Source organism: Sulfuricurvum sp., from assembly GCF_019163035.1.
In the GTDB taxonomy this organism is placed as follows: Bacteria; Campylobacterota; Campylobacteria; order Campylobacterales; family Sulfurimonadaceae; genus Sulfuricurvum.
In genome coordinates this window covers 1-11,993 of record NZ_JAFLKV010000017.1, presented here as the reverse complement: position 1 = coordinate 11,993, position 11,993 = coordinate 1, and the positions used below count along the sequence as shown (strand labels likewise).

Genomic DNA, 11,993 nt, shown 5'->3' with positions numbered 1-11,993 from the left:
ACATTTCCCTCAACCTCTTTATCGACGATTTGATCGCCGAATCGGATACTTACACGGCTGTCCGCTTCGAAGATCCCCTGAATCAGAACCAATCCCTCACGGCTGATTACCTCAGAATAGAGATAATTTTTTCGCACCAAAAGAGTAATACTTTGAGGGGCATCACTTCGCATGAGCGTATCGAGAAGCTCCAGTGCGATAGGCCCTGCCCCGACGATGATCACATTTTTACCGACCATCCCCTGTGCAATGGCTTCGCAATCGCTCTGGCTTCGAAACGTCGCCGCATTCTCGATGTGTGAAATATCAAAGAGCGATTTGGGCACCGAACCCGTCGCAATGATCAGTTTATCGTAATGAAATGCGGCATGTTCACTGAAAACCCGTTTTTGAGCGGGATCAATCGAGATGATTTTTTGATCCAGCTCCAGTTTTACGTTTGGGTGCAGTTCCAACTCTATCGAATCCACACAATTGCAATCTTCCACCAGTTTGCACAAATGGATCCGATCATACGGAGGGTGTTTCTCATCCGAAACAATCACTACCTCGGATTCTGGAGCCTTCTCCATCAGAGAATTGGCGATATAGACAGCGGCAATCCCCCCGCCTACGATAACAATGCGCATGATCTACTCCTCACTCTTGTTTTGAATTTTAGCTGATTTTTTGGCAGCCGCGTACGCTTCACGACTCTCTTTACATGATGCTTCCCACACAAACCACCCATCGTTTGCCCCATCTTCTTTTAGGGCAGATTGCTGTTTTGTTTCACTTTGCCACAATGCTTCCTCAGGTTTTGGGCAAGCACGGACACATTCACCGCAATAGATACAGAGCCACGGATTATAGCGATACGTTTTCGTCCCGTCTTCATTTTGATAAAAGAGAATCGCTCCTGGAGGACACACTTTCTCGCATTTATCACAGAAAATACACTCATCTATCCCGTATTCGATCAATCCCCGATATCCGTTGGGCAAAACAATCTCTTCAGCAGGATATTGGTGCGTACGGATCGGTCTAAAAAGGTTCAAAAATGCTTCGATCATCGATTTAATCATCTGAACCTCCTATTTCGCCGTACACGACATACACGGATCGAACGAGGCGAGGATGGCGGGAGCATCGGCATACTCAGCGCCTTTAAATACCTCCATCATCGCCGGAATCGCCGAAAAGGTCGGAGTTTTAATCCGAACACGATCCAGCATATTTTGACCGCTCCCCCGCACCAGATAAAAAAGCTCCCCGCGCGGCGCTTCGACGCGAACCACCGCTTCGCCGTTTGGTTTCCCTTTTGCCTTCTCCTGAATCTCTCCTACTGGGAGGTTATTCACAATATTTTGACACATTTCTATCGAGTTCACAATCTCCCGTAAACGGACAAAATTACGAGCATGAATATCCCCCGTAGCTTCAAGGATCATTTTATACCCTATATCTTCGTAGGGAAAATCGCTCGTTTCGGCGCGGACATCGGTTACCAACCCCGCCGCACGAGCCAACGGTCCCAACGCATTGTAGGTGTACGCATCTTCCAGACTCAACACCCCTACCCCTTTGTATTTGAGCGAAAGCGACCAATTATTGTCAAACAATCCGATCAGCGTATCAATTTTACTGGTGAGTACTCCGAGGTTTTTATGGATCAGTGCCACGAGTTCGGGGGTCAGATCACGGTTCACCCCGCCGATGGAGATATAATCAAACTGGACACGGTTCCCACTGATCGCCTCTTGAACGTCCATGATCAATTCCCGATCTCCCATAATCTGCATAAACAGCGCTTCAAATCCGGCATTCTCGGCCGTATGGGCGAGACAAAGCATGTGCGAGTGGATACGATCGAGTTCCACCATCAGCATCCGCAGATATTTGATCCGATCATTCGCCTCATATCCGAGCAATTTTTCGACGGCTAACGTATACGATAGGGAGTGGGTGATAGCGCAGAGACCGCAAACACGGGCGACGACATACCCTACCTGTTTAAACTCGAAACTACGGGTACACGCCAGCTCCACACCACGGTGGACAAACCCCACATCGGCATCGACCCCGATGATCTTCTCGTTTTCACACTCAAACTTAAACCGTATCGGCTCCAACAAAGAGATATGCTGTGACCCCAAAGGGATTTGGATCGTTTTTTTCATGATTCCCCCCTAAGCGGATACGGAAGTGAATCCTCATCGAGATAAAGCCCTCTCTCCGCACCTTCCACTTTAAGCCCGAACATATCAACGATCTCCCTCTCCCCCATAAATGCGGAGGGAATTAAACTGACAATCGAGGGGACAGGGGTTTCATAATCGCTCAGGGCATAATAGATGACAATCTCATCTTTCACCCCGTATTGGGAAAAAATCCATTGGAGCTCGATCTTTCCATCCCCCAAATCGATCCCGTTGACACTCAGAAAATGCCATTTTTTCGCTTCATAAAACGCTCCGATGTCGCTCAACAGCGTCGTGAGTGTCGTTTCAATCTTTCGCATGAGGTTCCACCTTTGTTGCCATATTGAGGCGGCTGAGTTTATTATGTATCGTCTCTATTGCACCGAAGAGTTTAAACGGTTTTTCGATCTCTTTACTTTTCGCTTCGAGCACTTTCAGAGCTTTAACTATCGCATCGATAATGAGTTGCGGCGATGCGGCACATCCGGGGACATAGACATCGACGGGGATATAGCGATCAATCCCGTCTTCGACGTTATACATCCCCCGAAACACCCCACCCGTCGCCGTGCACGATCCGACCGCCACGACCACTTTTGGTTCAGGGATTTGGGAATAAAGCTCGACGAGACGCTCACGGGAACGGTAGGTGACAGGGCCCGTCACGAGAAAAATATCAGATTGTTTCGGATTTCCCGTATTAATCACCCCGAAACGTTCCAAATCGTATTTGGGGGCGAGGGAGGCGAGGATTTCGATGTCACAGCCGTTGCAACTCCCCGCATTGTAGTGCAGTACCCACGGCGATTTTTTCCGAAAAGGGGTAAAAAATTTCATAATAGCACCCCCGAGAGATTGAGTACCGCCAGAGCCATCGCGACGGTGTAGATGATTTTCACCATCTGCGCAGGTCTCACACGGGCAGTCGCATTATCGACGAGATTGACGAGCAAAAAGACCCCCGCGACCAACAATGCCCCCACCCAATGCGACTCCCCACCGAAGAGGTAAACAAAGCTATAGATAAAAATATATTCGAGAAACCGCGACATATACAAAAACTCGTAAAACACCCCGCTGTACTCGATCTCGACCCCGCCGACAATCTCCTGATGGGCTTCACCGACATCAAAAGGGGACTTTTTCACTTTGATCGGGACGATCATCAGCAAGGCGGCAAACAACAGTGGTAACTGCGTCAGGTAGCCGCTAGCTTTGAGGATCTGTGAAACCTCGAAACTCCCGCTCACCAGATACAACCCCACCGCCACCAAAATCAATATTGGCTCGTACGCCACCACCATCAGCAGTTCACGGTTCGATCCGAGATGCGAATAGACGGAACGGACGCTGTATCCCGCCACAATGAGGAGAAGTTGGGCGAAGAGGTGAAGAAAAATGATATAGAGGAGATTCCATCCCAAAAAGATCGCCGCGATAGTAAACCATAAAACAAAAAAGTGGGCGACCGCGAGGAGGGCATGAGGAGCATGGACGATCAACGTCCGCTTATCAAGGAGCTTGAACATATCGTAAAATGGTTGCAAAAACGGAGGTCCCTGACGCCGCTGCATCCGAGCTCGCAATACCCGCTCACCTCCATAAACCAACCCTCCTAAAATCGGAGCCAAAGCTATCCATATCCAGATCATGACAACGCTCCTACCATCGCTACGGCGACAAAGAGAATTCCAAAACCCCAATAGAGAAGCAACTGAACTTTGTTAGAGGGTTCATAATAAACTAACGCCGAATCAAACGGCTCTTTTTCACCGCAATGATACGGCTGTGAGCGATCATACCGATCCATCCGACGAATCAGGGATGGAAGAGCAAAAACAAAGAGCATCGGCAATACCAACAGTACGACGAAGATATTGTGTTGCATCATAATATATCCAAGTGCCCCAATCACAATGAAAAAACTCAGCAACACCAACGGAACATTAAAACCATTAGGAATCGCAATCGTCTCAGAATCTTCAACATCGCAAGGGGCAGAGAGAAGTGCCGATGCCACTTTAAAATAGAGAAGTACCATCAAAGCGCTTCCGACGATCAAGGAGAGGAGGATGATTAAATTGGAGGGGTGCTCTTTGAGAAGTGAGGCAACAGAGCCGATCGCAAAGAGTTTCCCCATGAACAGACCGAACGGTGGGAGGGTCAACGAAACAAATCCAAAGAGGATAAATCCTACCGTCTTCGGTGATTTCGTCACCATCCCTTTCATATCCTCGATATCTTTGACGTGATGCACTCGCTCCAACACCCCTGCCGAAAGAAACAGCAACGCTTTAGAGAGGGCATGAAAAAGCATCAATGCCATGGCGAGGTTCATACTCTCCTCACTCCCGATAGCCGCCAACGCCATCATGAGTCCCAACAACGCCACGGTGGAGTATCCCAAAATCTCTTTGAGCACCGAGCGTGAGAGTGCCAGATACGACGCGGCAACAAACACCAACGCCCCAATGATCGAGATCAACCCTCCCACGGCACTCATCGCCAATGCAGGGGCAAGCTTTAGGATCAGATAAGGGGCTATTTTAACCATCGTCGCGGAGTGTAGCATCGCACTCACGGGAGTCGGTGCCACCATTGCACCCAGCAACCAACCCTCGAACGGGATTGCAGCCCCCTTAACCAGTGCCGCCATCGAGAGGAGTGCGATAGAGAACAACACCATCCCTCCTGAACTTTGCAATAGTGTATCAAACATCACCGTCTTAAACCCGATGATAGCAACCAAAGCCCCCAGTAAAATCACCACCCCGCCGATTTGATTCATCCAGAGGGCTTTGAGGGCATTCGCACGACTCACTTCATCATTTCTAAAGGAGATCAACAAATACGATGCGAGCGTCGTCATCTCAAATAAGAAGAAAAAGAGGAGAATCGAATTCGCGATAACGATCAGATTCATCACCGAGAGAAACACCAATAATCCCCCAACAAAAAGACGCTTTTTGTATGGTGACGTCGGTTCATCTTCCATGTATTTCACAGAGTAAAGGACGATAATCCCCCCTACCCCATTAATAATCAAAAACATAAACTTCGAAAGACTATCCACCACAATCTCAGCCGACCCCGCCTCTGGAGCAATAGACTCGATATATCCATACAATATCAACTGTACAGCTGCAAGCGCCATCACTTTGGGGTGGTTAAAGAGTTTACCTTGATAGAGAAAAAAGAGAAGAAGAACAACATCGGCGACAACAATCACATTATTTAGAAGGAGTGTGAACTGAAAGGTAAAAACCCCAAAAGAGTTATAAAGAGCGAAAGCAAGACCACTAAGCAACCCAAAAACAGCTCCACTCACAGTATACTGAATTCGACTATTAGGAAATATGAGCAATAAAAATGATGCAACAAAGGGCAGTAAAACAAGTGCAAATACCATATCCACGTTTATTCCTTTTGGAACGGCTATTGGGTTATTATATCACAACAATGAATATAAAATTGTTACCACAATTATGATGCTATTTGATGATGTAACTGAAGGAATTTATCTTGAAAGATGGTGGCTGGGAGGGACTCGAACCCCTCCTGTAATATTACTCATTCCTACTTAAGTCCTATTTTATTGTGACAAGGCGCCATTAGGCTATTTTTTGGTTGTTTTGCTTTAAGCTTAACAAGCGGGACAATATTCCCTTGTTTTAGAATCTCATCATCCCCTGAACGAGGAATTTGTTTTTGTTGGTAGAAATATCTGCTTCAGTAGTCGGAGTTGATTCACTTCCGAAACCATGAGCGAGTGTGGCTTTGAGATCGAAGTTTTGGAAGTTGAGGCTATACCCTACTCCCAGAGCATTGAGGTTACGGATATTATCTTCGGTATTGAAGATGGTTGTATTTTTCCAGATACGGGCATGATCTAAGAAAAGACTCGTATTGTGGCTTACTTGATCTATTTTAGGTAGGTTATAGATGAGATCCAGGCTGAGCGCATATCCTTGGTCACCGCTGAGTTCTGAGTCTTCATACGCACGTACTCCATTACTTCCGGCAACGGATAGGTCTTCAGAAGAGTCAAGGTTATGTCCGAAGCTTTTTTGAGCTTTGAATGTGCTTTGAAGTGTAGTATCTTCTACGAGGTATTGACTCTGTAGTGCGTTTAGGGTTAGTTTGGTGTAGTTACCTACTGAGTTAAGTCCTGCTTCATCAGTTGCTTTGGCGTTATCGTTTTTAAGTCCTAAGTGTCCGATGGTGTATCCAAGAGAGGCGTTAAGAGTTCCCGGTAGGTTAAGCAATGAGGTATTACGCTTATCGGATACTTTGAATGTCAAGGCGTCGATACTTTTTTGGCTTTCAGTGGCTAGACCTGTAGCTCCGCTTGTATCTTTCATATTTTTATGGTCATAGTCGAGTTGAACACTTTGGGTATGGGCACGGGTTTTAAGGATTGGATAGGCTACATAGGCATTATAGCTATTGGTTTGACCGAATCCCTCATAGTCTGTGATTTCTGAGAGGGTGTATTTGGTAGTGCTGGCACTTAGCCCCCCTTTGAGTCCGTTGTAACCTAATGGACGATCGTATCCTAGACGGATGTTTTTAAGATCACGGGTGTTGGAGAGTAATCCAGTGAGGCTTAAGGTATCACCGATGCCGGTAAGACTATTGATATTAGCACCAACACTTAAGCGATTAGAACCGGTATATCGTGAACCGTAGTTATCCGCGATTGCGTAGCCTGAGTATTTAGGGGTTGGGGATACAGTGATACGAAAGGCACTGGTTCCAACTTCTGCTCCCGGATATACTTCGGCATTGGTAACTTGAGCACCTGAGAGATCATTGATAATGAGCATTTGGCGCTCTAAACTCATGGTGGAGACGAGTTCTCCCCCTTTGAGGTAATCCATGTATCCTTGTACTTCTGCCGTATCCACCAAAGAGCTATTTTTCATATCAAAAGCCCCGTAGGTTCCTTCGATGATTGCGATCTCGACTTTATTATCTTTCATATTTTGTTTTGGCATATACGCACGGGCTACGAAGTAACCGTTATCACGGTAGAACTTGGTAATAACAGAAGCGACTTCTTTAAGAGCGTTAATTCCGAGTTCTTTACCCTCATAGGGTTTTACAAGTTCAGAAAGAGTTTCAGTACTAAAGGCGCTATTGGCACTAAAATAAAACTCTTTTACATAAAGAGTAGATTCCGCTTTTTGGATTGGATTGGATTGCGGTTCTGATTGTTCGGCTTGGCGGACTCGATCAGCTACTATTGTATTCTGAACATCGTGTTGAGTCTCTTTTGTAGATGATATAGAAAAGCTATGAGATACATCTTCTTTCTTTAATAATGTTGGATCTTTCATGATTTCACTATGATTTTTTGCAGCTATCGTAATAGTAATAGTATCTTCATGAATATCTTTTTTATAGACATATGCTTGCGCATTTACAAACCCTTTAGTACGATAATATACTGTGATTTTATCCGTCGCATCCAGTAGTGATTGTACGGTTAACTCACGATTATTATAGTCAGCTATCACTTTTCGCAATTCATCTGCTTTTATACTATTGTTTCCTCTAAATAAAAACTTTTTAATCTTGATTGTATTCTCTTGCTTAGGTTCACTCAGTTGCTTGAGCAACTCATTTTTTTCCATAATCTGTTCAGATGAAGTCGGTTTTACTGCCTCTTCTTGAATTTTAGGCTGCTGCATTTTTTTATTTGAAGTATTCAAATCATGCTGAATAAGAGCAGGTATTTTTCGTTCATCCATTGGAAGCTGAACAGGTTGCACTTGACGTAAAATGTCACCTGTATTAATTGGTGCAACGGAAGGTGAAGCATACAATGCTGAAAAGGTGATAAGAGAGAGTGATAATATTTTTTTTGTCATAGTGACTCCTTATTAGTTTGTAGCTTGTTTAGTGTTATCGACAACGTAGAACTCTTGGCTAACACCTATAGGGAGGTTCACCCCTCCATTTATTAGAGAGACAAGACTGTCATTAGCTAACGGTACACGGATTTCATTTACCCCTTGTCCGCCAGATGCTTTTTGCAATTGTTCCATACTCACTGTTTGTACAGAAGCAGCTCCATCCGTGGTTCCAACGAGATTAAAGTGCTCTCCTACATTACCTTGTGGCATGATAGTTTGCAGAAGGACATTATTCTTTGCCTGTGTCTGTGCTTGTTGCTGTGGCACTACAGGTGCCAGGACAATCGGTGCAGGTGGTGTTACTGTCGTAGAGTTTACGATAGTAGTAACAATATTGGATACTTCTTTTTCCTGTACAGTATTCGTTGCTTCAGGAGTTGCAGGAGTTTCAGGAGTTTCAGAAGTTAAATTAGAATAAACAACATTCCATTTAGTAGAATTATCAGTGAAATAAAGACTTGGATCATAATTTGTACGAGTATGTGACATTACTTCTGTAGTTGGTGTAAACCCTAGAACAGCAGAATCCTTATATCCTGTATATACAACAACACGATCTGCTGCATTAGAAGCTGAAATAGTTCCATTATTAACAAAATTATTCTCAGCCGTAAAGATTAGACCATTCCCTAAACCTGTCGTGCTTGATACCGTAACACCACTATCAATAGTCATTGTTCCTTGAGTTCTAAACTCATACGGATTAACTAATGATGTATCTCCAGTAAATTCTACATTCCCAGTTTGAGAAGAAGCACCAATAGTTACCTTTTCAAATCCACTTTGAATTTTTGAAATTTCATCTGCTGTAATATCCAAAACACCTGCCGCAGGGTTCGCAGTACCTCCTATTTCGATTGTTTTAGTGGTATCTCGTGCTTGTAGAGCAAGTCGGTTAGTTCCCGACACATTTCCACCTAAATCAATTTTATTCGCATTTACCGTTACGTTTGAACTACCTGCATTGATAGTACTTTTAAAATCAACTTTAGCACCTGTAAAAACTTTTGAATCAAATACGTTAATGTCATCCAAATACAGATTCGCACCTAAAGCTCTTCCCCCGGTTGCATCCCAAGAACCTGAAACAAATACAAACTTATAATCTCCATCGGCTAAAGCCGTTGCAGAAGCCGTTGTCCAAGTTTGTGGAGTAGCAGAATTTCTTCCAGTTTTATCGAGGATAACTTGGGTAACACCCGTTGCGGTATTGATCATATATCCAAACACATCGTATGCATCACTTCCCCCCGTCGCTGCCCATTTAAACGAAACTCCTTCACCGGCTTTCAAACTGACTGCAGAGTCACTGACTACATAAGGACCATGTATAACTCCATAGCCGTCTGCAATATTACCACCGTTGGATGTCATTTGTAACGAATTACTTCCACTTCCGGCATCAACGTTGTTGCTCACTACTGTAGCATAACTACCCGAATACGCATAGTTATCATATGGTGCAGTGCCTCCAGAGGGTACGATAGGAGGAGCAGCCGTATCGTTAGGTGTTGCATATCCTGCTATTGTACTCCCTCCGTTGAGTTCAACTCCGCTATTCGTGACTGTCCATCCGGTAATTGTTGTCGATCCTTGTCCATCGGTTTCAAAGCTAGGATTGGTAAAACCTGATAACCCTGTGAGCAATGAAACCGCCCCGTCATAAATTTGGTCATTCGCAGTTGTAATAGTATTACCATAGATTTTTATCGTACTACCTTTAACGTCAAGAGTATCCAGTGCGGTAGTAGCTCCCACGTTTTTTGTGAAAGTAACGATCCCAGAACCTGCATCAAGTGTCAATGCGCTTGCACCATTGATCGTTTTATTAAATGTAATATCTCCACCATTGGTTTTAACCGCATTGGCAGAACCGCTTAGAACCACATTTCCATCAAATACTACCCCGAGTGTATGGGCATTGCCATTTTGCGTGGCATCAATATCAACTCCATTTTGTAGAATAATGGAGTTATCAGCCGACAAGGTTAATGTCGCATTACCGCTCATACTACCCGTGATGATGTCTTCATTAACATTAATATTGTTGTCCGCTTCCAAGAGAACACTGGTACCCAAATCGAGTGCCGTCACAATCGATAAAGCTGCAACAGTTACATCTCCAGCCGTTGATGTAGTCGCTGGAGTACCTGCAAGCGGTTCAGCTCCACCCGAAGCAATTGTAATATTCGTAGGATCAAGTAACCATGTCTTCGCTTTAATCGTTGTCCCATTTGCAATACCGAGTTCTTTCCCTGACGTCTCTACAAATCCACCGCTTGCATCGATGGTGCCTGATACGGTTGTCGTTCCGCCGTGAGCGAATAGGATTACTTCACCTTTGAGATCACCGATACTTTGTGCTTCGATGATCCCAGTATTGTTCACCATACCGTCAAGAATCGTATTGAGCGCTTGGGTCGTGAGGTAGACTTGACCGCCGTCGGCTTTGATCAGCCCTTTATTCTCTACGAGGGCATTGAGGGTTCCTTGATCGATGGTGAGGTTAACGAGAGAGTTACCATTTAGGTTGAGACTGATTTTATCTCCACCAGCGAGTTGGACATTACCCATTGTTGCTACGATGGTTCCCTCATTCTGGACGGTTTTACCCATCATCGCCACATAGCCACCTTGAGCGGTGGTGATGATGCCCATATTGATAATAGAGTTTTGGGAGTTACCCTCGAAGACATAGTTACCTGATTGGAAATTTGCATCGGTGATGTTAAGGGTAGAGGCTACCAATCCTCCGACATTGATTTGAGAACCGTTAGCGAAGAGTACTCCATTGGGGTTAAGGAGGAATACTTGACCGTTTGCGTTCATTGCTCCTTGGATAAGAGAGGGTGTTGCACCTACAACACGGTTTAGGGTAACTGATTGTGATGAGGGCTGAATGAAGTTGACGGTTTCAGTAGGGGCTATACTAAAGCTGTTCCAGTTGATGGAGGCTTTTTGGGTCGATTGGTTAATGGTTGTTATAGAACCATTTTGAGCAATAGAAGCACTACCGCTTGTGACTTGCCCTCCTGTTGGAGATGCGAAACTCATTGTACTGCCGGTGATCAATGCCGATACGACTAGGGATATCTTTCCCCCTTTGAGAATTCGAAAACGCGAATTGAAATCGGGTGTGTATTTCATCATTCATCCTTACAAAACTATATTTCACACAATTTTATAATACTACTGTTGCATTCGTGTTGCATTTTGTCGCTAAACAAAAAAGTATACAAGACGTTACTTTTGGTAATTTGTGCCTAAAAAGGACTGAGAATATATTATAAAATTTTATTTACACTCATCAATTCAAACCGACTTGATCAGTAATGTTAAGATATAAAAAAATATAATTAAAATTGGATCTGTACAAATTTAGTTCAATTGAAGATGTGATCGAGATTACAGCTCTCTCAAATACTCATTTACACAAATCGACATAGGTGCATTCGTAAGTAGGAAGTTTATGACTTTTGAGGCGGTGAAAAATCATTATGACTGGATCGGCTTAGATTCTGTATGTAAGAACCATAAGCTATACAAAGCCCTTATCCAATAATTTATGGATCATTTGGATGGTAATGACGGCTGTGATATGGTTTAAGAGGAAGTAAACAAATTTTATAAAAGTGGAGGGAATTGGCTTAATTAAGGACTTCTAAAGATGGTGGCGGGGGGGACTACCATTATCTACTTATTTTAGGTGATAATATAACTTAGTTAGAAAATATACCCCTAAAAGTACCCCTAAAACCATTATTACACCACTATTTTTGATTCCACTCATTTCAATTATAAAGACCCAAAATAATGATGTTTGCGTCATCAATTAAATATGCGCCAATTCAAGTCATAAGTGCAACAGTGAGAGTCACTGGAAATAAAGGTTAAC

Annotated in this window: 9 protein-coding genes; all 9 read right to left on the bottom strand. The window is 44.0% G+C overall.

What is annotated here, in order from left to right; translation table 11 throughout:
• Positions 1 to 629, bottom strand: a 629-nt coding sequence (locus tag JZU62_RS01655; protein ID WP_295011275.1) for an FAD/NAD(P)-binding oxidoreductase, incomplete at its 3' end; no start/stop codon positions are given.
• Between the two features lie 3 nt (positions 630 to 632).
• Positions 633 to 1,064 carry a 4Fe-4S dicluster domain-containing protein gene (locus JZU62_RS01650; protein ID WP_295011273.1) on the bottom strand — a complete coding sequence of 144 codons (432 nt, stop codon included), beginning with the start codon at positions 1,062 to 1,064 and terminating at the stop codon, positions 633 to 635.
• A gap of 9 nt (positions 1,065 to 1,073) precedes the next feature.
• Positions 1,074 to 2,159: a nickel-dependent hydrogenase large subunit gene (locus tag JZU62_RS01645; protein WP_295011271.1), complete on the bottom strand. Its 1,086-nt coding sequence runs from the start codon at positions 2,157 to 2,159 to the stop codon at positions 1,074 to 1,076.
• On the bottom strand, positions 2,156 to 2,500 hold the full coding sequence (locus JZU62_RS01640; RefSeq protein WP_295011269.1) for an NADH-quinone oxidoreductase subunit C: 345 nt from the start codon (positions 2,498 to 2,500) through the stop codon (positions 2,156 to 2,158). Before JZU62_RS01640 ends, JZU62_RS01645 begins: the two co-directional genes overlap by 4 nt.
• A complete protein-coding gene (gene nuoB, locus JZU62_RS01635; protein WP_295011267.1) occupies positions 2,487 to 3,017 on the bottom strand; it encodes an NADH-quinone oxidoreductase subunit NuoB in 531 nt (176 codons plus the stop codon). The genes JZU62_RS01640 and nuoB overlap by 14 nt, the downstream gene beginning before the upstream one ends.
• Positions 3,014 to 3,832 carry a complex I subunit 1 family protein gene (locus JZU62_RS01630; protein ID WP_295011265.1) on the bottom strand — a complete coding sequence of 273 codons (819 nt, stop codon included), beginning with the start codon at positions 3,830 to 3,832 and terminating at the stop codon, positions 3,014 to 3,016. The genes nuoB and JZU62_RS01630 overlap by 4 nt, the downstream gene beginning before the upstream one ends.
• Complete coding sequence (locus tag JZU62_RS01625; RefSeq protein WP_295011263.1) at positions 3,829 to 5,589, bottom strand: proton-conducting transporter membrane subunit; 1,761 nt, start codon at positions 5,587 to 5,589, stop codon at positions 3,829 to 3,831. The genes JZU62_RS01630 and JZU62_RS01625 overlap by 4 nt, the downstream gene beginning before the upstream one ends.
• 262 nt (positions 5,590 to 5,851) lie before the next feature.
• Positions 5,852 to 8,053, bottom strand: coding sequence for a POTRA domain-containing protein (locus tag JZU62_RS01620; RefSeq protein WP_295011260.1), 2,202 nt, complete (start codon positions 8,051 to 8,053; stop codon positions 5,852 to 5,854).
• A 12-nt stretch (positions 8,054 to 8,065) separates the two neighbouring features.
• Positions 8,066 to 11,245: a filamentous hemagglutinin N-terminal domain-containing protein gene (locus JZU62_RS01615; protein WP_295011258.1), complete on the bottom strand. Its 3,180-nt coding sequence runs from the start codon at positions 11,243 to 11,245 to the stop codon at positions 8,066 to 8,068.
• Between the last annotated feature and the right edge of the window lie 748 nt (positions 11,246 to 11,993).

What these genes read in the sequence shown, in the direction of transcription:
- nuoB (WP_295011267.1), bottom strand. Translation starts at nt 3,017, where the DNA reads ATGAAATTTTTTACCCCTTTTCGGAAAAAATCGCCGTGGGTACTGCAC.
- JZU62_RS01615 (WP_295011258.1), bottom strand. Translation starts at nt 11,245, where the DNA reads ATGAAATACACACCCGATTTCAATTCGCGTTTTCGAATTCTCAAAGGG.
- JZU62_RS01620 (WP_295011260.1), bottom strand. Translation starts at nt 8,053, where the DNA reads ATGACAAAAAAAATATTATCACTCTCTCTTATCACCTTTTCAGCATTG.
- JZU62_RS01650 (WP_295011273.1), bottom strand. Translation starts at nt 1,064, where the DNA reads ATGATTAAATCGATGATCGAAGCATTTTTGAACCTTTTTAGACCGATC.
- JZU62_RS01645 (WP_295011271.1), bottom strand. Translation starts at nt 2,159, where the DNA reads ATGAAAAAAACGATCCAAATCCCTTTGGGGTCACAGCATATCTCTTTG.
- JZU62_RS01625 (WP_295011263.1), bottom strand. Translation starts at nt 5,589, where the DNA reads ATGGTATTTGCACTTGTTTTACTGCCCTTTGTTGCATCATTTTTATTG.
- JZU62_RS01630 (WP_295011265.1), bottom strand. Translation starts at nt 3,832, where the DNA reads ATGATCTGGATATGGATAGCTTTGGCTCCGATTTTAGGAGGGTTGGTT.
- JZU62_RS01640 (WP_295011269.1), bottom strand. Translation starts at nt 2,500, where the DNA reads ATGCGAAAGATTGAAACGACACTCACGACGCTGTTGAGCGACATCGGA.